The following is a 19,839-nucleotide window of genomic DNA, read 5'->3' on the forward strand; positions in this document are numbered from 1 at the left end:
GTCCCGTCCGTTCCGCGACGGGGCTGCTGACCGCTGCTTACCGTCTCTTTGCCAGGGCCTAGACTCCCGTGCGTACAGACCGTCGGACAGGTTGAGGGAGCGAGGGGCGGACGTGGCGGACGTGCCGGGACCGACCGTTCTCGCGTCGGACTACTTCCAGAGCTACTCAGTGGTCGGGCTGCTCGCCCTGGTGGGCGTGGTGTTCGTCGCCGTCGCCTTCGGGGCGGGCCGACTGCTGAGGCCCGTGGTCCCGACGCCCGAGAAACTCCTCACGTACGAATGCGGCGTGGACCCCGTGGGCGAGGGATGGGCGCATACCCAGGTTCGCTATTACGTGTACGCCTTCCTGTACGTGATCTTCGCCGTCGACTCCATCTTCCTGTTCCCGTGGGCGACGGTGTTCGCGGCTCCGGGATACGGGGCGACGACGCTGGTGGAGATGTTCATCTTCCTCGGTTTTCTGGCCGTGGGACTGCTCTACGCATGGAAGAAGGGCGTCCTCGAATGGGCGTGACGAGCCGGCCGAACCCCGAACCCCCCGTGTCGCTGCCCGATCCGACGACGCTGCCCGGGCCGAAGAAGCTCGGCGTGCTGTCCCGGCTCGCGCCCGAACCGATGAAGGTCGTCCTCAACTGGGGCCGCCGCTACAGCCTCTGGGTCTTCAACTTCGGACTCGCCTGCTGCGCCATCGAGTTCATCGCCGCCTCCATGGCGCGGCACGACTTCATCCGGCTCGGCGTCATCCCCTTCGCCCCGGGCCCCCGGCAGGCCGACCTGATGGTCGTGTCCGGCACGGTGACGGACAAGATGGCCCCGGCCGTGAAGCGGCTCTACGAGCAGATGCCGGAGCCGAAGTACGTCATCTCCTTCGGCGCCTGCTCCAACTGCGGCGGGCCGTACTGGGACTCGTACTCCGTGACGAAGGGCGTCGACCAGATCATCCCCGTCGACGTCTACGTGCCCGGCTGCCCGCCCCGGCCCGAGGCGCTCCTGCAGGGCATCCTGAAGCTCCAGGAGAAGATCGCCCGCGAGTCGCTCGCCGAGCGGTACAGCACGGACGGGACGGCCCGCCCGTCGGCCGCGGCCCTGAGCAGCGGCCTCGTGGAAGCGCCGAAGGCCCCGGCGGCCCCGGAGTCGCCGAAGGCGTCGGGGGAGGAGGGGAAGTGACCGCCGCGGACCTCTACAGCACGCTGCCCGACGCCGTCACGGACGTCTTCGGCGCTGACGCCACCGCCGCGCACGCGTACGACCTGCTGACCGTCGACGTCCCCGCCGCCTCCTGGACCGCCGCACTGGAAACGGCCCGCGACGCGCTCGGCTGCACCTACTTCGACTGGCTGAGCGCCGTCGACGAACCGGGCACCGGCTTCCGCGTCTGCGCCCATGTCGCGGGCCTCGGCGAGGGTACGGTCCGGCGCCTGCTGATCCGTACGACCGTCCCGCACGACGCGGCCACCCTGCCGACCGCCGTCGGCGTCTACGCGGGCGCCGCATGGCACGAGCGTGAGACGCACGAGATGTTCGGCATCGGCTTCGAGGACCACCCGCATCTGGTGCCGCTGCTGCTGCCCGAGAGCTTCGAGGGCCACCCGCTGCGCAAGGACTTCGTCCTGGCGGCCCGGGTCGCCAAGGCCTGGCCCGGAGCCAAGGAACCGGGGGAGTCCGAACACGGCGGACCCAAGCGGCGCACCATGCTGCCGCCCGGGGTGCCGGACCCCAACGAATGGGGCCCGCTCAAGGGCCAGCTGCCGCCCGCTCCGGCCCGCCCGGCCCGGGGGGCACGCGCGGCGGGCGACCGCCCGGTGCGCAGGGCCCGCAGCGCGAGCGAGGGCTCGGCGGCACAGCGGCCGGACGCGGCACAGCCATCGGGCGCGGAATCGGGTGCGGAGGAGGGCCCGCAGGCGGCGGCCCCGCCGCGCCGCAGCCGCAGCGCCTCCCAGGGTTCGGCCAGCCAGCAGCAGCCGGTGACCCCGCCGCCGGCCGAGACGCCGGGCCCGGCGCAGGATGCACCGTGGCACGACCCCCGCCCGGCCTTCGACGAACCGTCCGGTGAATCCAAGCCCCTCCGGCGTTCGAGGAGCGGGGGCCCGGGGGCGGAGCCCCCGGTTCGGGAAGGGGCGGGCAGGGGTGAAGCCCCGACCCCCGAACCCCCTGCCGAACCTTCCGCCGAGCAGACCCCCGAGACCCCGGAGACCCCGGAAGCCCCCCGACCCCCCGACACCCCCGCCGGAGGCGATACCGCGTGAACGACGTACTGGACGTCGCGCTCCGCCTCGTCATCGTCTTCGCCGTGTTCATGGTGCTCCCGCTCGTCGTGGGGCAGACCGAACACAAGGTGATGGCCCATATGCAGGGCCGCCTCGGACCCATGTACGCCGGCGGATTCCACGGCTGGGCCCAGCTCGTCGCGGACGGGGTGAAGTTCGCGCAGAAGGAAGACGTCGTACCGGCCGAGGCGGACCGCCGCATCTTCCAGCTGGCCCCCGCCGTCGCCCTGCTCCCGTACCTCCTCGTGATCGTCGCCATCCCGATCGGCCCCGGTGAGGGGGCGGTCGGTCAGGTGGTCGACGCGGGCATCTTCTTCGTGCTGGCCGTCATGGGCGTCGGCGTGCTCGGCTCGCTGATGGCCGGCTGGGCCTCGGCCAACAAGTTCTCCCTCCTCGGCGGACTCCGTACCGCCGCCCAGCTCCTCGCGTACGAACTGCCGATGCTGCTCGCCGCGGCCTCCGTGGCCATGGCGGCCGGAACCGTCTCGCTCCCCGGCATCCTCAACGCCTTCGAGTGGTGGTGGCTGCCCTGGCAGATCGTCGGCGCGCTGGTCTTCTTCGTGGCGGGTCTGGCGGAACTCCAGCGCCCGCCCTTCGACATGCCGGTCGCCGACTCCGAGATCATCTTCGGGGCGTACACCGAGTACACGGGCCTCCGCTTCGCGTTGTTCCTGCTCGCCGAGTACGCCGGGATCGTCGTCCTGTGCGGCCTGACGACCGTCCTCTTCCTCGGCGGATGGCACGGGCCGTTCGGCGCCGACGGGCTCGGCTGGGTCTGGACCCTGCTCAAGACCGGCATCCTCGCCTTCGTCGTCATCTGGCTCCGGGTCACCTACCCCCGCCTGCGCGAGGACCAGCTGCAGAAGCTCGCCTGGACCACGCTCATCCCCCTCGCTCTCGCGCAGATCGCGCTCACCGGCATCGTGAAGGTGGCGATCAACTAGTGCCCCCGATCCCCGGCTCAGGCCTGGCCAAGGGCCTCGCCGTGACCCTGCGGACCATGACGAAGCGCACGGTCACCGCGCAGTACCCGGACGTCATGCCCGAACTGCCGCCCCGTACCCGGGGCGTCATCGGACTGTTCGAGGAGAACTGCACGGTCTGCATGCTCTGCGCCCGTGAATGCCCCGACTGGTGCATCTACATCGACTCCCACAAGGAGACGGTGCCCCCGGCCGCCCCCGGTGGCCGCGAGCGCAGCCGCAACGTCCTGGACCGCTTCGCGATCGACTTCGCCCTGTGCATGTACTGCGGTATCTGCATCGAGGTCTGTCCTTTCGACGCGCTGTTCTGGTCACCGGAGTTCGAGTACGCGGAGACCGACATCCACGAACTCACCCACGAGCGCGACAAGCTCCGCGAGTGGATGTGGACCGTTCCCGAGCCGCCCGCGCTCGACCCGGGCGCCGAGGAGCCCAAGGAGATCGCCGCCGCCCGCAAGACCGCCGACAAGCTCCAGGCCCAGGAGGCCAAGGAAGCCGCAGAGGCCAAGGAAGCAGCGGAGGCCCAGGAAGCCGAGCAGGCCGGTTCGGGGCGGACGCCGGGCCAGGCACCGGAAGCGGAGGGGCAGGAATGACCCTCGCGGCCACGGCCGGCCACCCCGGCTTCCTCTCACCCACCGGCGTCGAGATCGCCTTCCTCCTGGTGGGGATCGCCACCTTCGGCGCGGCCCTCATCACGGTCACGACCAAGCAACTCGTGCACGCGGCCCTCTGGCTCGTCGTCGCGCTCGGCGGCATAGCGGTCGAGTACCTCCTCCTCACGGCCGAGTTCATCGCGTGGGTGCAGGTACTGATCTACGTCGGTTCCATCGTCGTCCTCCTCCTCTTCGGGCTGATGCTCACCCGAGCCCCCATCGGCCGGTCCCCGGACGCCGACTCGGGCAACCGGTGGGTCGCGCTCGGTGTGTCCGTCGCCGCCGCGGCCACCCTCGTCTGGGTCGTCGCGGACGCCTTCCGTACGACCTGGATCGATCTGGACGGCCCCGCCCAGGGCTCCACCAAGGCATCCGGCGAGTTCCTCTTCCGGAACTGGGTCCTCCCCTTCGAAGCGCTCTCCGTCCTCCTGCTCGCCGCCCTCGTGGGCGCGATCGTCCTGTCCCGCAAGGGCCGCCAGGACCAGCAGGACCGCCAAGGCCGGCCGGCCGTGAACCGGGAGGACAAGAGCTGATGCACCTCGCCTATCCCGCCGTCCTCGCCGTCCTCCTCTTCTGCACCGGGCTGTACGGCGTACTCGCGCGCCGCAACGCGATCCTCGTCCTGATGTCCGTCGAGCTCATGCTCAACGCCGTCAACCTCAACCTCGTCGCCTTCGACGTCTGGCTCCGCGACGCGCTCCACGCGGGCCAGGCCCTCACCCTCTTCACGATCGCCATCGCCGCCGCCGAGATCGGCATCGGTCTGGCGATCGTCCTGGCCGTGTACCGCAACCGCGGCAGCTCGGACGTCGACCGCCTCCGTGACACCGCGGAGACCGACGACGCCGACGCACTCCCCGACGCCGAGGACGACGAAGCCGACGCCGCCCGGGACATCACCGCAGACCAGGCCACTGCTCCGGCAGGGAAGGCAAAGAAGGCAGAGGCCACCGCGTGACCACCACGACCCTCGCCGTCCTCGTCCCCCTCCTCCCCTTCCTGGGCGCCGCCGCAGGACTGCTCCTGGGCCGGACCGCGCCCGGCTTCGTCCGCCCCCTCGCCGTGCTCCCGACCCTCGCCGCCGCCGTCATCGCGGCCGTCGTCGCCGCACGCCAGGGCGGCGGACGCGCCATCGACGCCGCGACCCAGCTGACCCCCACCGGCTCGGTCCCGATCGACCTCGCCCTGCACCTCGACGGCTTCGCCGTCCTCGTCGCCGTCCTCGTCGGGCTCGTCGCCACCTGCGTACAGATCTACTCGACGGCGTACCTCAAGGACGACGCCCGCTACCCCTCGTACGCGGCGCTCGTCTCCCTCTTCACCTCCGCGATGCTGCTCGTCGTCTACTCCGGCGACCTCATGGTGCTCCTGGTCGGCTGGGAGATCATGGGCATCTGCTCGTACTTCCTCGTCGGCCACTACTGGGAGACCCCCGAGGCCCGCGCGGCCTCCCTCAAGGCCTTCCTCGTCACCAAGCTCGGCGACGTGCCGTTCCTCATCGGCCTGTTCGCCCTCGCCGCCGACACGGGCACCTTCCGCATCACCGGAATCCTGGCCGCCGTCACCAACGGCGGCCTCGACCACCCCACCCTCATCGCCCTGCTGCTCCTGGCCGGAGTCGCCGGCAAGTCCGCGCAGTTCCCCCTGCACACCTGGCTGCCCGACGCGATGGCCGGCCCCACCCCCGTCTCCGCGCTCATCCACGCCGCGACGATGGTCGCCGCCGGTATCTACTTCGTGGCCCGGCTCTTCCCCGTCTTCGCCGCCTCCGGCGCCGCCCTCGTCGTCCTCGCCGTCATGGCGGCCGTCACGATGATCGGCTCCGGACTCGCCGCACTCGCCCAGGACGACATCAAGCGCGTACTGGCGTACTCGACGATCGGCCAGCTCGGCTACATGTCCGGCGCCCTCGCCGTCGGCGACCGCGGGGCCGCCGTCTTCCACCTCCTGTCGCACGGTGCGTTCAAGGCCGTCCTCTTCCTCGCGGCGGGCGTCGTCATCCACGCGGCGGGGACCAACTCACTCGCCGCCATGTCCCGCATGGGCGGGCTGGCCAAGCGGATCCCCGACGCCTACTGGACGATGACCGTCGCCCTCCTCGCGCTCGCCGCCATCCCTCCGTTCGCCGGCTTCTTCTCCAAGGAAGCCGTCCTCGTCGCCGCCGAGCACACCGCCTTCGGCGACCGCGACATCGCCCCGGCAGCCGCCGGCTGGACGGTCCTCGTCGCCGGGCTCGCCGCAGCGGTCCTCACCGCCGCCTACGCCACCCGGCTGTGGCTCCTCACCTTCCGCGGACGCGGCCCCGAGGCCCCCGACCACGGCAAGCAGCCCGTCGCGATGACCTCCGTCCTCTGGGTCCTCGCCGTCCCCACCATCGCCTTCGGCCTCACCACCGGTGTCCTCACCGACTGGTTCGACGGACACAGCCTCACTCCCTCCCTCACGACAGCCGTGCTCTCCACGGGCGTAGGACTCGTCGGCGGACTCGTCACCTACGGGGCGTGGCGGCACACCACCGCGCTCGCCGAGCGCCCCCCGGTCGGCGCGGTCGCCGCCCACCCGGACGCCGAGCCCGCTCTCGTCGAGGCCGAGGCGATCACCTCGCACACCGCCGCGTACGGCACGATCGCGGACGCACCCGACCCCTCGGACCCCGGCCGGCTCCTGCTGGGGCCGCTGCACCGCCACGCGGTCACCGGCTTCCACCTCGACGCCCTGTACACAGCGGTGTTCGTACGCCCCGTGGGCGCCGCGGCCCGGCTCGTCCGCTTCCTGGACCGCGAGGTCGTCGACACCTACGTACGCGGCTCCGGGAGCATCGCCCGCGGACTCGGCACCCTGATCCGCCGCGCCCAGACCGGCAACGTGCAGACCTACCTCGGCGCGCTGCTCGCCGGAACCCTTGTCCTGGCGATCGCCGCCGTCGTCCTTGCCAACGTCTACGCCGGGGCGTGAGCCGTGTTCGATATCAACGCATCAGTGATGCAGGTCCTTCTGGCGTTCATCGTCGTCGCCCCGCTCCTCGGCGCGGTCGCCGCGCTCCTGCCGGCCCCGCCCGGGCTCAAGGGCAGGAACCCCGACCAGGCCGTGCTCCGCCACGGAGTCACCGTCACCGGCGCCGTCCTCATCGCCGCCCTCGTCCTGGCCGCGGGCTTCGACCACGACCACCCCTCGACGATGCAGGCCACCACGGACATCAGCTGGATCCCGGCACTCGACGTCCGGATCCACCTCGGTACCGACGGCATCTCGCTCCCCCTCCTCGTCCTGACCGCGCTGCTGACCTTCCTCTGCGCGCTCCACAGCTACTTCAAGCCGCCCGCGGGCCCCTCCCCGAAGGCCTTCGTCGCTCTCGTCCTCGTCCTCGAGTCCGGCACCCTCGCGACCTTCGCCGTCCTCGACCTGCTGCTGTTCTTCCTGGCCTTCGAGATGGTCCTCATCCCGATGTACTTCCTCATCGCCCGCTGGGGCGGCGACCGGAAGCAGCCCGCCGCCTGGAAGTTCATCCTCTACACGCTGCTCGGATCCGTGATCATGCTGCTCGGGCTGCTCCTCATCGGACTGAAGAGCGGCACCTTCGACATGGTGGCACTCGCCACTGACAACGGCCGTGGCCTCACCACATCCGTGCAGGTCATCGCCGTACTGGCCGTCGGGATCGGCCTGGCCGTGAAGACCCCGATGTGGCCCCTGCACAGCTGGCTGCCCGACGCCCACACCGCGGCTCCGACCGTCGGGTCCGTGCTCCTCGCGGGCGTCCTGCTGAAGATGGGTACGTACGGGTTCGTCCGCATCCTGCTCCCCGCCACCCCCGACGGGATGCAGACCTTCGCGCCGTACCTCGCCGCGTTCGCCGTCGTCGGGATCATCTACGGATCCCTCGCCTGCCTCGCGCTGGCCCGCCCCGGCGCCAAGGGCGACCTCAAGCGCCTGATCGCCTACTCCTCCGTGGGCCACATGGGCTTCGTCCTCCTCGGCATCGCGACGATGACCCCCACCGGCGTCAACGGCGCGCTCTTCGCCAACATCGCCCACGGACTCATCACCGGCCTGCTGTTCTTCCTGGTCGGCGCCGTCAAGGACCGCTACGGGACCGCGGACCTCGACACCCTGTCCGGCGCCACCGGAGCCGCCCTCTACGGCCGTGCGCCCCGCCTCGGCGGCCTCCTCGCCTTCGCCGCCGTCGCCTCGCTCGGACTCCCCGGCCTCGCCGGGTTCTGGGGCGAGATGCTCACCCTGTTCGGCGCCTTCGACCCCGCCGAAGGGCTCAGCCGCCCCGCCTTCCTCACCTTCATGTCCATCGGCGCCCTCGGCACCCTGCTCACGGCCGCGTACATGCTGATCGTCGTACGCCGTGTCTGCATGGGCGAGCACCGTGAGCAGCCGCAGCCGGTCACCGACATCCAGCGCCACGAATTCGCCGCCTGGACCCCGCTCGCCGCCCTGACCGTCCTCGCCGGACTCTGGCCCGCCGTCCTCCTCGGCCTCACCGACCCGGCCGTGCAGAAGCTCCTCGCAGGAGGCAAGTCGTGACCGTGGCAGCCGACAGCGCAACCGGGGCGGCGAGCCTCGTCCAGTCCGTCGACTGGCTCGCGATCGCACCCCCCGTCACCGCCGCGTCCGTGGCCCTGCTCGTCCTCGTCGCCGACCTCTTCGTCGAGGAACGCCGCAAGCCGCTCCTCGGCTACGGAGCCGTCGCCGGGCTCGTCGCCGCGCTCGCCCTGCTCGTCCCGCTGCGCGCCGGTGACCGCTCCACCTTCTGCCTCACCGGCACCACCCAGGCGTGCAGCTACACCGCCGACCACTTCGCCCTCGTCATCCAGGCCCTGGTGCTCGGCGGAGCCCTGCTCACCGCGCTGCTCTCGATCGGCGACACCCGCAAGCTGCCGGCCGGCGAGTTCTGGTTCCTGCTGCTGTCCTCCGCGGCCGGAGCGGCACTCCTGCCAGCCGCCCGGGACCTCGCCACCCTCGTCGTCGCCCTCGAAGTCGCCTCGCTCCCCGCGTTCGCCCTCGTCGGCATCAAGCGCGGCGACCGCCGCTCCTCCGAAGCGGCCCTGAAGTTCTTCCTGTCCTCCGTCGTCGCCACCGCCGTGATGCTCCTGGGCGTCAGCTTCGTCTACGCGGCCACCGGCACCATGCACCTCACGGAGATCGCCGCCCGCCTCGACGACGTACCGGGGCAGTTCGAAACCCTCGCCGAGGCGGGCGTCGTCCTCACCCTCGTCGGCTTCGCCTTCAAGACGGCCGCCGCACCCTTCCACTTCTGGGTCCCCGACACCTACGTGGGCGCCCCGCTCCCCATCGCCGCCTACCTCTCCGTCGTCGGCAAGGCGGTCGGCTTCTCCGGAATCATCCTCGTCACGGTGATCGCCTTCCCGTCGTACGCCGACGTCTGGGGCCCCGCCCTGGCCGTCCTCGCCGCGCTCACCATGACCGTCGGCAACCTCGCCGCACTCCGGCAGAGCGCCGCCCGCGCCCGGAGCGCCGTACGCCTCCTCGCCTGGTCGTCCGTGGGCCAGGCGGGCTACCTGCTCGTCCCGATCGCCGCCGCCGCGTACTCCAGCGACGCCCAGATCGGCTCGACCGTCGCCTACGCGCTCATGTACGCCGTGGTGAACCTCGGGGCCTTCGCCGTGGCCGCGCTCGTCGCCCGTACGCACCCCGGCAACCGCCTCGACGACTACCGCGGCCTGTACGCGACGCGCCCCCTGGCCGCACTCCCCATGGGCTTCTTCCTGCTCTGCCTGGCCGGTCTGCCGCCCGGCATCATCGGGCTCTTCGCCAAGGTGACGGTGTTCTCCTCGGCGGTCGACGCGGGGCTCGGCTGGCTCGCCGTCGTCATGGCCGTCAACGTCGTGATCGCCTTGTACTACTACCTTCAGTGGACCGCCGCGCTCTTCAGGACCCCGGAGCCGTCAGCGGCCTCCGACGAGGCTCCGGCCGCCCCCGGGCACCGGGTCCCCGCCCCGGTCACGCTGGCGATCGCCCTCACCGCCGTAGCCGGAATCACACTCTCCGGCGCCCCCCAGCTCATCCTCCGTTTCGCCACCCTCAGCCTCTTCTGACCGCCTCCGACCGGCTTGCCCGTGGAGCCACGCTCAGGGCATGGTCGTGCGTGCACGCGACACGCAGAGCAGCGGGACAGCGGCACACAGCGGCACAGTCGAAACGCAGACAAGAAGAGCACAGAGGAGCCAGAGCGGTGCTGAACGGGTTCAAGGACTTCATCCTCCGCGGGAACGTCATCTCCATGGCCATCGGCCTGGCCGTCGGAGCCGCCTTCACCGCCGTGGTCACCGGCTTCAGCAACGCGTTCATCGTGCCGCTGATCGGCCTCTTCACCCGGGGCACCGGCGACTTCAGCAAGGCCTCCTACACCGTCGACGGCGTGAAGTTCCCCTACGGCCTCTTCATCAGCGCCGCCATCGCCTTCCTCATCACCGCCGCGGTGCTCTACTTCCTGGTCGTCGTCCCCATGGCCAAGGTCCAGAACCGCTTCACCACCAAGGAAGAGGAAGAGAAGGCCGACATCAAGGCCGCCCTGCGCGACTGCCCCCGCTGCTACAGCGAGATCCCGTCCGTCGCCACCCGCTGCGCCCACTGCACCAGCGACGTCGAGCCGGACCCGGAGGCCCGCGCGCTCGCAGGGCTCCCCGCCCAGCGCTGAACCCCGCCGCGGCCCCGGGAGGCCCGCGGCACCCACCCGTACGGCCCAGGGGCGGATCCATCCGGATCCGCCCCTGCTGCCTGTGCCACCGGCCACCTCGCACAAGGGAACTAGCTTCCCTCGCCTCGCGTTGACCTGTACGGGAGGCTCCACTGGGAGTGGAGCACCACCGAGCAAGGGTTCCCCTGCTGCACCACTTGGAGGGCGTACCGTGCACCGCCGGCACAACGGGCTGAAAACCGCTGTACTCCTCGGGGGCCTCTCGGCCCTCATCATCGTCATCGGCAGCTTCTTCGGCCGGACCGGTCTGATCGTCGCGCTCCTCGTCGCGCTCGCCACCAACGCCTACGCGTACTGGAACAGCGACAAGCTCGCCCTGCGCGCCATGCGGGCGCGCCCGGTCAGCGAATTCGAGGCGCCACAGCTCTACCGGACCGTCCGGGAGCTCTCCACGGCGGCCCGCCAGCCCATGCCCCGGCTCTACATCTCCCCGACGCAGGCGCCCAACGCCTTCGCCACCGGACGCAACCCGCGCAACGCGGCCGTCTGCTGCACCGAGGGGATCCTCCAGATCCTCGACGAACGGGAGCTGCGCGGCGTCCTCGGCCATGAGCTGAGCCATGTCTACAACCGCGACATCCTCATCTCGTCCGTCGCCGGCGCCCTCGCCTCGGTCGTCATGTTCCTGGTCAACTTCGCCTGGCTCATCCCCGTCGGCCGGTCCGACGACGACGACGGCCCGGGCCTCCTCGGCATGCTCCTGATCATGATCCTCGGCCCGCTCGCCGCCTCCGTGATCCAGCTCGCCGTGAGCCGTTCCCGCGAGTACCAGGCCGACGCGTCAGGCGCTCAGCTCACCGGGGACCCGCTCGCCCTGGCGTCCGCGCTGCGCAAGCTCGACGCCGGTACGAAACAGCTTCCGCTCCCACCCGAACCGCGGATCGAGACCGCGAGCCACATGATGATCGCGAACCCGTTCCGTCCCGGCCAGGGCATGTCCAAGATGTTCTCCACCCACCCGCCCATGGCCGAACGCATCGCCCGACTCGAGCAGATGGCAGGGTACCGACCGTGAACACAATCCTGAACGTCATTTGGCTGATCCTGTGCGGGCTCTGGATGTTCCTCGGCTATATCGCCGCAGGGCTCCTGCTCTGCATCACGATCATCGGCATCCCCTTCGGCGTCGCCGCGTTCCGTATCGGCGTCTACGCCCTCTGGCCCTTCGGCTACACGGTCGTCGACCGCCACGACGCCGGAGGCCCCTCCCTCATCGGCAACGTCCTCTGGGTGATCCTGGCCGGCTGGTGGCTCGCGCTCGGTCACATCTTCACCGGCATCGCCCTGTGCGTCACGATCATCGGCATCCCGCTGGGCATCGCGAACTTCAAGCTCATCCCGGTCTCGCTGATGCCCTTCGGCAAGGAGATCGTCCGCACGGACCAGCCGTTCGCGACCCGCTGACCGAGAGGTCCGGCAGGCAACCGGACCCGTCTCCTCAAGCGTCTTGGCTTGCAGGAACAAGTGACGGGTAGGTAGGCGAACATGAGCATCATCAGTTGGATCATCCTCGGGCTGCTGGCGGGCGCCATAGCCAAGCTGCTCCTGCCGGGCCGCGACCCCGGCGGCATCATCGGCACGACCCTCATCGGCATCGTGGGCGCCTTCCTCGGGGGCTGGCTGTCGTCCCGCTTCCTGGACCGCCCCATCAGCACGGACTTCTACGACACGGCCACCTGGGTCGCCGCCATCGCCGGATCCCTGGTCCTGCTGATCGCCTACCGGCTGCTCTTCGGCAACTCCCGCGACCGCCGCTGACGCGGTCGCACCATCCCTCCGACACGGCTACGGGGCGGGTCCTGCCGACACCGGCACGACCCGCCCCGCCCGCGTTCCGCTGCCCACGGCAGCGACCCGTCTACCGGTAATTGGCGAACTGCACCGCGAAGTCGAGGTCCTTGCCCTTGATCAGCGCCTGCACCGCCTGCAGGTCGTCCCGGCTCTTGGAGCTGACCCGCAGCTCCTCGCCCTGGACCTGCGCCTTGACGCCCTTCGGGCCCTCATCGCGGATGATCTTCGCCACCTTCTTGGCGTTCTCCTGGGAGATGCCCTCCTCGATCGAGGCGAAGATCTTGTACTCCTTGCCGGAAAGCTGCGGCTCACCCGCGTCCAGCGACTTCAGGGAGATCCCGCGCTTGATCAGCTTGGACTGGAAGATGTCGAGGATCGCCTTGACCCGCTCCTCGCCGTTCGCCTCCATCAGGATCTTCTCGCCCGACCAGGAGATCGACGCGCCCGTTCCCTTGAAGTCGTAGCGCTGGGAGATCTCCTTGGCGGCCTGGTTGAGGGCGTTGTCGACCTCCTGCCGCTCGACCTTCGAGACGATGTCGAAACTGGAGTCGGCCATGACGTGTGGCTCCTTGCGTCGTATGCGTTGGGGTACGGACAAAGCCTAAGGGCTGTCCCGCACTTCCTGGCGGGCGCGCGACGACAGCTACGGCACCTCGCCGCGTTGTCGGAACGCCCGAATACATCCAGTATTCGGGCGCCCCTCCGCCTTGCGATGTACCGCATCTGACGCCGCGCGCTGATCCACCAGGAAGTGCGGGACAACCCTTAGCCACACCCGCGCGCACCCGGTGCTGATCAATCAGGTGGCGTAGCACCCCCGGGCATCAGGTATCGTTTACGACGTCGCCAAGGGCCCCGCACCGGGACCCGACGCGTCGTTCCAGGCGGTGTGCCCGAGTGGCCAAAGGGAGCAGACTGTAAATCTGCCGGCTCAGCCTACCCAGGTTCGAACCCTGGCGCCGCCACAGGACGGGAAACCCCGTCCGACCTGATTCAACACCAGGTCGGACGGGGTTTCTGCGTATGTACGAGCGTGCGCGGGCGGCCCTACGCGTCCTGCTGCCGGCGCACCATCTCGGTGATCCAGGCCGGTGCGTACGGGGACGTGCAGCCCGGGGGCGTCGGGTAGTCCTTCAGCACCTCCAGGCGCTCCCCGATGCCGAGCGCGCGGGCGCGGTGCTCCTCGTGCGAGATGCCGATCTGGGCCAGGCAGTGGTTCATCGCCCACTGCAGGCGGTCCGGCGCGTCCTTCATCCGTGCCTCGATCACGTCGAGCAGCCCTGCGAGGTCGAGCCCCTCGGGCCGCTTCGCCACGCGTTCCGTGGTGAGCGCCCAGCCGGCGCTCGCGACCACCGGGTCGGGATCGGCGGACCAGGCCAGGCGCAGTTCCTCGGCGTGCGGGCTCTTCTTCACCACGTAGCCGACGAGCCAGTCGTGCACCTTCGGGGTGCCCGCCCCGCGCAGCATGGCGTCCAGCTCGTCCCGCTCGAACGCCTTGGGACGGCAGATCAGCAGCGCCAGCAGCCGCGCCGCGGTGTCGCCCGTGTCCCAGAGCACGCGGGCGAGTTCCTGCTGCGTCTTCAGCCGCTTCGCGAGCGCGCGCAGCCTGCCGAGGTTCACGGCGTGGTCGTCGCCGTGCTTCTCGTTCACCGCACGGATCCTCGGATCCTCCAGTGCGGCGAGCTCGGCCATCACCTCGGTCACCGTCGTCCCGGTCACCCGGCGGCCTCCCGTCCTCGCGCGGAGCATGTGGAGCATTCAGCGTACGGCCGCGGCCCGCCGGCTCAGCGGCCCTTCGCGGCCTGGCGCCGCAGCAGGTGGAGACCGGCCCAGGCGACCAGTACGGCCATGCTCGCGATGAAGACCAGCCCGGAGTCCTGGAGCCCGATGTGGTCGGAGAGGACGCCCACCCCGATGACGGGCAGCGAGATGCCCAGGTACGCCACCACGAAGAGCGTCGAGATCACCGCCGCCCGCCGGTCCGCGGGCGACGCCGAGGCCACCTGGGACAGGGCCGCCCGGAAGGCCAGCCCCTGGCCCGCGCCGCCGAGGAGCGCGCTCAGCACGATCAGCGGCAGGAGCTGCCACCAGATCGCGGCCGCGAGCAGCACCAGCCCGCCGAGGAGGCCGGCGCAGCCCAGCGACAGCGACCTCTGCTCACCGATCCCGCCCACCGCCGACTGCCCGGCGACCGACGCGAAGAAGGCCAGCGCGACGATCAGCCCGCTCACGGCGTGGTTGTCCACGTCCAGGAACTCCGAGAGGAACGCCGGGCTCACCGAGGTGAACACCCCGAACAGGGCGAACCCCACGAACGAGGCGAGCGCCGCGGGCCGGAACACCGCCCTGACCTCGGGCGGCAGCCCGGGCCGCTGCGGCCGCACGGTCCTCAGGGGGCGGCGCTCGGCCACGGTCTCCCTCAGGCCCAGCACGACGACCACCGACGCGGCCACCAGCACCAGGTGCACGATGAACGGCAGATGGAGCGGCCAGGGGGCGTACTGCGCGAGGATCCCCGCGAGCAGCGGCCCGCAGCCCAGGCCGCCCATGTTGGCGGCCGTCGCCACGAACGAGGCGCGGGACGAGCCCTGACGGGGTGCCAGCTCCATGACGTACGCGGTGGCGGCCCCCGTGAACAGCCCCGCCGAGAGCCCCGACAGCAGGCGTCCCGCGAAGAGCCAGCCCAGGGCGGTGGCGCACAGGAAGCAGACGGCGCTCACCGCCGCGCAGCCCAGGCCGGCCAGCAGGACGGGCCGTCTGCCGACCGCGTCGGAGGCGTTGCCCGCCAGCAGGAGCACCCCGATGACGCCGAAGGCGTACACGGCGTACACGACGGTCACCATCAGCTCGGAGAAGCCGAGTTCGTCCTGGTAGAGGCTGTACAGCGGGGTCGGCAGAGTCGTCCCCGCCATGCAGACGGCGAACACCGCCCCGCCGAGACAGCAGGCGAGCCAACCTCGGCTGTCCGGGCCACCGTTCATGCGGCCGACGCTATCCCGCGGAATCTCCGGCGGGCGGCAACGCCTCGCGCGGCGGGGCGTCGGGCGTCCCGGGGCTCAGTTCCCCGCGACGTCCTTCACCGCGACCGCCACCGGCTTGCCGCCGCTGATCAGCTCCAGCGTCAGGCCCGCCGTCGCCGGGGTGTCCAGCAGCTCCAGCAGCACCGCCGCCACGTCGTCGCGGGGGACCGGTCCGCGGCCCGTCGAGGCGGCGAGCAGGACCTGGCCGGTCCCGGCGTCGTTCGTGAGCATCCCGGGGCGCAGCACCGTCCAGTCCAGGGCGCTCCTGGAACGTACGTACGCGTCCGCCTCGCCCTTGGCCCGCTGGTAGATGTCGAACACCTCGTCGCCCCGGTGGTCGGGGTCGGCGCCCATGGAGGACACCACGACGTAGCGCCGCACCCCCGCCCGCTCCGCCGCGTCCGCGAAGAGCACGGCAGCTCCGCGGTCCACCGTGTCCTTACGGGCCGAACCGCTGTCGGGGCCGGCGCCTGCCGCGAAGACCGCGGCGTCCGCCCCTCGCAGAACCTCGGCCGCCTCCTCGACGGACGCCGATTCGAGGTCGAGGACGACGGCCTCGGCCCCCGCCGCCCTCAGGTCCTCGCTCTGCTGCGGGTTGCGGATGACGCCCACCGCTTCGTCACCGCGCGCGGCGAGCAACCGCTCCAGCCGCAGCGCGATCTGACCATGTCCACCTGCAATGACAATGCGCATGCTTCCGACCGTACGCCGCGGGGAGCGCGCGCGCTCAAGGCCCGCCGCAGGGCCCGGAATCGGTGCGCCCCTGGCGGGGGAGGTCGAGGGCCGCGGCGGCGGCGCCGGAGTCCCGGTACTCGCGTACGGCGCTGGTCCGCGCCACCACACGCCCCCGGTGCACCACGATCCTGCTGTACGCGAGGGAGAGCGCCCCGGCCAGCCCGTCGCCGCGCACGGCGAGCAGCTCGGCGGGGAAGCCGGCCTCGACGCGCACCCCGGGCAGGCCCAGGGCCGCGCGGGCGGTGCCGGAGACGGCGTCGTAGGCGTGCTCGGGGGAGAGGCCCTCCTGCGAAGCCAGCAGGTACGCCGCCTCCAGGGGGTCGCCGCGGCCGACGGGGTTGGCGCTGTCGCGCAGGGCCCCGCTGCCCGCGATCACCGGGACCCCGGCGGCCCGCAGCAGCCGTACCGGGGGCGTGCCCCGCAGCCGGGCGCCGGAGCAGCCGCCCTGGGGGAGGCAGACCACGGTCACACCGGCGGCGGCGAGCCGGTCGGCGGTGCGGGCCGCCTCGTCGCCGGGAAGCCGCGAGAGGCCCGCACAGGGGCCGAGGGAGACGCCGGGGCGCAGACCGCCGGCCATGGCGGCCAGCCGGGCGAGGCGGGCCGGGTCGTCACCGTCCGTGTGCAGGTCGACGGGGAGCCCGTGGGCGGCGGCGAGCTCCAGGACGGCTTCCGTGTGGCCCGCCGGATCGGGGTCGAGGTCGGGGGAGCCGCCGATCACGCCCGCCCCCATGTCCACGGCGTCGCGGAGCGCGGCGAGGCCGTCGGCGCCCGCGACGCCGGTGAGGAGCCGGGGCACGGCGACGGCGGTCAGCCCGGTGAGGCCCCGGAGGGACTTGCGGGCCGCCAGGACGCCCTCCAGGGGCCCGAGGCCCTGTACGTCGCCCACGCGCACATGGGCGCGCAGCGCGGTGGCCCCGTGGCTGAGCTGGAGGAGCGCGGCCTCGGTCGCCCGGCGCCGTACGTCCTCGGGGCGGTGGGACGGCGGCCCCTCCACGGTCCCGGAGAGTGCCGTGTCGGCGTGCGCGTGGGGTTCGGCGGGCGCGGGCAGCAGGAGATAGCCGCGCAGGTCGATGCGGGTCCCCGGGGTGGTGAGGCTGCCCGCCGTACCCACGGCCTCGATGCGCGGCCCCGCGATCCGTACGTCGACGGCGCGCCCGTCCGTGAGCCGGGCTCCGCCGAGGAGGAGCGCGGGCGCCTCGCCGGGGCTTTCGGACATCGCACCGCTCCTGGGGGGAATGCAGGATCACGCAAGGTGCGGCGAGCGTAGGCCGGGGCTCCGTCCGCTCCGAGGAGGAGCGCATTAGTCGTACGAATGTGGCCTCGTGGGGCGGTTGGGGAGAGGGGCGTCACAGGGGCCCGCGAGCCGGTCCGGCGAGGTGGCGTACCGGCTGATCAAGGGCCTGATCAGGAGGGCCTTCGCAGGGTCCGCCCGGGGGGCGCGAGGGGGCCCGGTGGGGGCCGCGGAAACGGATTTGGGCGATCGGCGAGAGACCGTGTAATGTCTTCCTCGCTCGCCCCAATAGCTCAGTCGGTAGAGCGTCTCCATGGTAAGGAGAAGGTCTGCGGTTCGATTCCGCATTGGGGCTCTGGTGATCGGGAAACCCCGCTTCGGCGGGGAGACCCGGCATCAAAGCGGTGTAGCTCAGTCGGTAGAGCAAGCGGCTCATAATCGCTGTGTCACCGGTTCAAGTCCGGTCACCGCTACTAACGGTAGCCGATTGTGGGGTCGGTCCTTCGATCGGCTACTCTTTTTTGCGTTCATCCGTCCATCCGTCCGTCTTAGGAGCACTCACGTGGCTGCCACCGACGTCCGCCCGAAGATCACGCTGGCCTGCGTGGAGTGCAAGGAGCGGAACTACATCACCAAGAAGAACCGGCGTAACAACCCGGACCGTCTTGAGATGAAGAAGCACTGCCCGCGCTGCAACTCGCACACCGCGCACCGCGAAACGCGCTGAAACAGGCTCGTACACGAGGCCGTCCCCACTGGGGGCGGCCTCGTGTCGTTTATCTTGATGGCTCGGGCTGTCCCTCGCCCCATTCGACTTTCATCAGGAGGTACCGGGCCCATGGCGCTCGACCAGTCCTTCGTCGGGCGGACCTATCCGCCCACCCCGGCGTACGAGGTCGGCCGGGAGAAGATCCGGGAGTTCGCGGAGGCGGTGGGTGACGCCAACCCCGCGTACGTGGATCCGGAGGCCGCCAAGGCCCTGGGGCACCCGGATGTGATCGCCCCGCCCACCTTCGTCTTCTCCATCACCTTCAAGGCCGCGGGTCAGGTGGTGCAGGACCCGCAGCTGGGCCTGGACTACAGCCGCGTGGTGCACGGTGACCAGAAGTTCGCCTATGTGCGCCCCGTGCGGGCGGGGGACCGGCTGACGGTCACCTCGACGATCGAGGCCATCAAGACGATGGCGGGCAACGACATCGTGGACATCCGCGGTGAGGTGCACGACGAGTCCGGTGAGCACGTGGTGACCGCCTGGACCAAGCTGGTGGCACGCGCCGCCGAGGAGGCGTGATGACGGCGACCATCGCCTACGGGGACGTCGAGGTCGGTACGGAGCTGCCGGCGCGGTCCTTCCCGGTGACCCGGGCCACGCTGGTGCAGTACGCGGGCGCCTCCGGCGACTTCAACCCGATCCACTGGAACGAGAAGTTCGCGCACGAGGTCGGGCTCCCCGACGTGATCGCGCACGGCATGTTCACCATGGCCGAGGCGATCCGGGTCGTCACGGACTGGGCCGGCGACCCGGGTGCGGTCGTCGAGTACGGGGTCCGGTTCACCAAGCCGGTCGTCGTGCCGAACGACGACACCGGGGCGCTGATCGAGGTGAGCGGCAAGGTCGCCGCCAAGCTGGACGACAACACGGTGCGGGTCGACCTGACCGCGATGAGCGAGGGCAAGAAGGTGCTGGGCATGTCCCGCGCCGTCGTGCGGCTCGGCTGAACCGCCGTACACGTGATGAAGGGGCACGGTCCATGGACCGTGCCCCTTTCGTTCGGCCGGACGACGGGCGCTTGCCAAGTTAGTGATTGAGTACTAACTTCGTCTCATGGCAAGGATGAGTGCAGATGAGCGGCGCGAGAGCGTCATCCGCGCGGCGGTCACCGAGTTCGCCCGCGGCGGGTACAGCGCCACCTCCACCGAGGCGATCGCCAAGCGTGTGGGTGTCTCGCAGCCGTACCTCTTCCGGCTCTTCCCCAACAAGCAGGCGATGTTCCTCGCCGCCGCCGAGCGCTGCCTCCTGGAGACCCGGCAGGTCTTCGAGAAGGCCGCCGAGGGGCTGGAGGGCGAAGCGGCCCTGCACGCCATGGCCGAGGCGTACCAGCGGCTGATCGTCGTCGATTCCGACAAGCTCCAGATGCAGATGCAGATGTGCGCGGCCGTCGCCGCCGCGGAGGCCGCGGGGGACCACGCGTTCGGCGAGTCGGTGCGGGCCGGGTGGCTGGAGCTGTTCGACTCGGTCAACCTCCTGCTCGGTGCCGATGTGGGCGAGGCCACCCAGTTCCTCGCGTACGGCATGCTCGTCAACACCTTGTCGTCGCTGGGCTTCCCGGCCGGACACCGGATCTGGTCCGGCTTCTACGACTCGGCCCAGCCGGTCGGCTGAACGTCTCAGGTCCGGGCCCGGCCCGGTTCTCTGTCCACGTAAGTTAGTA

23 protein-coding genes and 3 tRNA genes are annotated in these 19,839 nt (G+C 71.0%); 21 read left to right on the forward strand and 5 right to left on the reverse strand.

The window, feature by feature from the left end; translation table 11 throughout:
- The first annotated feature begins 112 nt into the window (after positions 1-112).
- The 14 genes from ACZ607_RS23025 to ACZ607_RS23090 all read left to right on the forward strand — a co-directional run bounded on the left by ACZ607_RS23025 (position 113) and on the right by ACZ607_RS23090 (position 12,388).
- Entirely contained in the window at positions 113-514 is a 402-nt protein-coding gene (locus ACZ607_RS23025; protein WP_099173887.1) for an NADH-quinone oxidoreductase subunit A, read from the forward strand.
- Positions 505-1,167 (forward strand): NADH-quinone oxidoreductase subunit B, encoded by a 663-nt coding sequence (locus tag ACZ607_RS23030; protein ID WP_469737352.1) that lies wholly within the window; start codon positions 505-507, stop codon positions 1,165-1,167. Before ACZ607_RS23025 ends, ACZ607_RS23030 begins: the two co-directional genes overlap by 10 nt.
- A complete protein-coding gene (locus ACZ607_RS23035; protein WP_469737354.1) occupies positions 1,164-2,246 on the forward strand; it encodes an NADH-quinone oxidoreductase subunit C in 1,083 nt (360 codons plus the stop codon). The genes ACZ607_RS23030 and ACZ607_RS23035 overlap by 4 nt, the downstream gene beginning before the upstream one ends.
- On the forward strand, positions 2,243-3,211 hold the full coding sequence (locus tag ACZ607_RS23040; protein WP_469737356.1) for a complex I subunit 1/NuoH family protein: 969 nt from the start codon (positions 2,243-2,245) through the stop codon (positions 3,209-3,211). The genes ACZ607_RS23035 and ACZ607_RS23040 overlap by 4 nt, the downstream gene beginning before the upstream one ends.
- Positions 3,211-3,843 (forward strand): NuoI/complex I 23 kDa subunit family protein, encoded by a 633-nt coding sequence (locus ACZ607_RS23045; RefSeq protein ID WP_469737358.1) that lies wholly within the window; start codon positions 3,211-3,213, stop codon positions 3,841-3,843. Before ACZ607_RS23040 ends, ACZ607_RS23045 begins: the two co-directional genes overlap by 1 nt.
- Positions 3,840-4,436 (forward strand): NADH-quinone oxidoreductase subunit J family protein, encoded by a 597-nt coding sequence (locus ACZ607_RS23050; RefSeq protein ID WP_469737360.1) that lies wholly within the window; start codon positions 3,840-3,842, stop codon positions 4,434-4,436. The genes ACZ607_RS23045 and ACZ607_RS23050 overlap by 4 nt, the downstream gene beginning before the upstream one ends.
- Complete coding sequence (nuoK, locus tag ACZ607_RS23055) at positions 4,436-4,861, forward strand: NADH-quinone oxidoreductase subunit NuoK (RefSeq protein WP_469737362.1); 426 nt, start codon at positions 4,436-4,438, stop codon at positions 4,859-4,861. The genes ACZ607_RS23050 and nuoK overlap by 1 nt, the downstream gene beginning before the upstream one ends.
- Positions 4,858-6,858, forward strand: coding sequence for an NADH-quinone oxidoreductase subunit 5 family protein (locus ACZ607_RS23060; RefSeq protein WP_469737364.1), 2,001 nt, complete (start codon positions 4,858-4,860; stop codon positions 6,856-6,858). Before nuoK ends, ACZ607_RS23060 begins: the two co-directional genes overlap by 4 nt.
- Before the next feature lie 27 nt (positions 6,859-6,885).
- Complete coding sequence (locus tag ACZ607_RS23065; protein WP_469737741.1) at positions 6,886-8,436, forward strand: complex I subunit 4 family protein; 1,551 nt, start codon at positions 6,886-6,888, stop codon at positions 8,434-8,436.
- On the forward strand, positions 8,433-9,968 hold the full coding sequence (locus tag ACZ607_RS23070) for an NADH-quinone oxidoreductase subunit N (RefSeq protein WP_469737366.1): 1,536 nt from the start codon (positions 8,433-8,435) through the stop codon (positions 9,966-9,968). The genes ACZ607_RS23065 and ACZ607_RS23070 overlap by 4 nt, the downstream gene beginning before the upstream one ends.
- 137 nt (positions 9,969-10,105) lie before the next feature.
- On the forward strand, positions 10,106-10,570 hold the full coding sequence (gene mscL, locus ACZ607_RS23075) for a large conductance mechanosensitive channel protein MscL (protein ID WP_469737368.1): 465 nt from the start codon (positions 10,106-10,108) through the stop codon (positions 10,568-10,570).
- A gap of 211 nt (positions 10,571-10,781) precedes the next feature.
- Positions 10,782-11,645, forward strand: coding sequence for a zinc metalloprotease HtpX (gene htpX, locus ACZ607_RS23080; RefSeq protein ID WP_099173877.1), 864 nt, complete (start codon positions 10,782-10,784; stop codon positions 11,643-11,645).
- Positions 11,642-12,034: a YccF domain-containing protein gene (locus tag ACZ607_RS23085; RefSeq protein ID WP_469737370.1), complete on the forward strand. Its 393-nt coding sequence runs from the start codon at positions 11,642-11,644 to the stop codon at positions 12,032-12,034. Before htpX ends, ACZ607_RS23085 begins: the two co-directional genes overlap by 4 nt.
- Positions 12,035-12,115: 81 nt before the next feature.
- Positions 12,116-12,388, forward strand: coding sequence for a GlsB/YeaQ/YmgE family stress response membrane protein (locus ACZ607_RS23090; protein ID WP_099173875.1), 273 nt, complete (start codon positions 12,116-12,118; stop codon positions 12,386-12,388).
- Between the two features lie 100 nt (positions 12,389-12,488).
- Here the strand turns inward: ACZ607_RS23090 and ACZ607_RS23095 are convergent, their stop codons facing one another.
- Positions 12,489-12,977, reverse strand: coding sequence for a YajQ family cyclic di-GMP-binding protein (locus ACZ607_RS23095; protein WP_099173874.1), 489 nt, complete (start codon positions 12,975-12,977; stop codon positions 12,489-12,491).
- A gap of 327 nt (positions 12,978-13,304) precedes the next feature.
- On the opposite strand from ACZ607_RS23095, the gene ACZ607_RS23100 reads away from it, so the two are divergent.
- Positions 13,305-13,386: transfer RNA gene (locus ACZ607_RS23100), tRNA-Tyr, on the forward strand.
- A gap of 82 nt (positions 13,387-13,468) precedes the next feature.
- Here ACZ607_RS23100 and ACZ607_RS23105 read toward each other — a convergent pair.
- The 4 genes from ACZ607_RS23105 to ACZ607_RS23120 all read right to left on the reverse strand — a co-directional run bounded on the left by ACZ607_RS23105 (position 13,469) and on the right by ACZ607_RS23120 (position 17,392).
- Positions 13,469-14,170: a DNA alkylation repair protein gene (locus ACZ607_RS23105; RefSeq protein WP_469737373.1), complete on the reverse strand. Its 702-nt coding sequence runs from the start codon at positions 14,168-14,170 to the stop codon at positions 13,469-13,471.
- Between the two features lie 35 nt (positions 14,171-14,205).
- Positions 14,206-15,402, reverse strand: coding sequence for an MFS transporter (locus ACZ607_RS23110; protein WP_469737375.1), 1,197 nt, complete (start codon positions 15,400-15,402; stop codon positions 14,206-14,208).
- 75 nt (positions 15,403-15,477) lie between these two features.
- Positions 15,478-16,134: an SDR family oxidoreductase gene (locus tag ACZ607_RS23115; RefSeq protein WP_469737377.1), complete on the reverse strand. Its 657-nt coding sequence runs from the start codon at positions 16,132-16,134 to the stop codon at positions 15,478-15,480.
- Between the two features lie 34 nt (positions 16,135-16,168).
- The gene (locus tag ACZ607_RS23120; protein WP_469737379.1) at positions 16,169-17,392 is read right to left on the reverse strand and encodes an amidohydrolase family protein; all 1,224 of its coding nucleotides are present in this window, start codon (positions 17,390-17,392) and stop codon (positions 16,169-16,171) included.
- Between the two features lie 297 nt (positions 17,393-17,689).
- Between ACZ607_RS23120 and ACZ607_RS23125 the strand changes: the two genes are divergently transcribed.
- The 6 genes from ACZ607_RS23125 to ACZ607_RS23150 all read left to right on the forward strand — a co-directional run bounded on the left by ACZ607_RS23125 (position 17,690) and on the right by ACZ607_RS23150 (position 19,790).
- A tRNA-Thr gene (locus tag ACZ607_RS23125) sits at positions 17,690-17,762 on the forward strand.
- Between the two features lie 45 nt (positions 17,763-17,807).
- Positions 17,808-17,880, forward strand: a tRNA-Met gene (locus ACZ607_RS23130).
- Positions 17,881-17,969: 89 nt separating this feature from the next.
- Positions 17,970-18,134 (forward strand): 50S ribosomal protein L33, encoded by a 165-nt coding sequence (gene rpmG, locus ACZ607_RS23135; RefSeq protein WP_003956487.1) that lies wholly within the window; start codon positions 17,970-17,972, stop codon positions 18,132-18,134.
- 111 nt (positions 18,135-18,245) lie between these two features.
- Positions 18,246-18,698: a MaoC family dehydratase N-terminal domain-containing protein gene (locus tag ACZ607_RS23140; protein ID WP_099173868.1), complete on the forward strand. Its 453-nt coding sequence runs from the start codon at positions 18,246-18,248 to the stop codon at positions 18,696-18,698.
- Positions 18,698-19,126 carry a MaoC family dehydratase gene (locus ACZ607_RS23145; protein WP_469737381.1) on the forward strand — a complete coding sequence of 143 codons (429 nt, stop codon included), beginning with the start codon at positions 18,698-18,700 and terminating at the stop codon, positions 19,124-19,126. Before ACZ607_RS23140 ends, ACZ607_RS23145 begins: the two co-directional genes overlap by 1 nt.
- A 115-nt stretch (positions 19,127-19,241) precedes the next feature.
- Entirely contained in the window at positions 19,242-19,790 is a 549-nt protein-coding gene (locus ACZ607_RS23150; RefSeq protein ID WP_469737383.1) for a TetR/AcrR family transcriptional regulator, read from the forward strand.
- The last annotated feature ends 49 nt before the right edge of the window (positions 19,791-19,839 follow it).

The organism is Streptomyces sp. NPDC104381 (assembly GCF_055583745.1).

Bases quoted from the DNA above. Each gene is read 5' to 3' on its own strand.
- ACZ607_RS23030 (WP_469737352.1), top strand. From the start codon at position 505: ATGGGCGTGACGAGCCGGCCGAACCCCGAACCCCCCGTGTCGCTGCCC.
- ACZ607_RS23150 (WP_469737383.1), top strand. From the start codon at position 19,242: ATGAGTGCAGATGAGCGGCGCGAGAGCGTCATCCGCGCGGCGGTCACC.
- ACZ607_RS23105 (WP_469737373.1), bottom strand. From the start codon at position 14,170: ATGCTCCGCGCGAGGACGGGAGGCCGCCGGGTGACCGGGACGACGGTG.
- ACZ607_RS23145 (WP_469737381.1), top strand. From the start codon at position 18,698: ATGACGGCGACCATCGCCTACGGGGACGTCGAGGTCGGTACGGAGCTG.
- ACZ607_RS23140 (WP_099173868.1), top strand. From the start codon at position 18,246: ATGGCGCTCGACCAGTCCTTCGTCGGGCGGACCTATCCGCCCACCCCG.
- ACZ607_RS23090 (WP_099173875.1), top strand. From the start codon at position 12,116: ATGAGCATCATCAGTTGGATCATCCTCGGGCTGCTGGCGGGCGCCATA.
- ACZ607_RS23095 (WP_099173874.1), bottom strand. From the start codon at position 12,977: ATGGCCGACTCCAGTTTCGACATCGTCTCGAAGGTCGAGCGGCAGGAG.
- ACZ607_RS23110 (WP_469737375.1), bottom strand. From the start codon at position 15,402: ATGAACGGTGGCCCGGACAGCCGAGGTTGGCTCGCCTGCTGTCTCGGC.
- ACZ607_RS23065 (WP_469737741.1), top strand. From the start codon at position 6,886: ATGCAGGTCCTTCTGGCGTTCATCGTCGTCGCCCCGCTCCTCGGCGCG.
- ACZ607_RS23050 (WP_469737360.1), top strand. From the start codon at position 3,840: ATGACCCTCGCGGCCACGGCCGGCCACCCCGGCTTCCTCTCACCCACC.
- nuoK (WP_469737362.1), top strand. From the start codon at position 4,436: ATGCACCTCGCCTATCCCGCCGTCCTCGCCGTCCTCCTCTTCTGCACC.
- ACZ607_RS23120 (WP_469737379.1), bottom strand. From the start codon at position 17,392: ATGTCCGAAAGCCCCGGCGAGGCGCCCGCGCTCCTCCTCGGCGGAGCC.
- ACZ607_RS23115 (WP_469737377.1), bottom strand. From the start codon at position 16,134: ATGCGCATTGTCATTGCAGGTGGACATGGTCAGATCGCGCTGCGGCTG.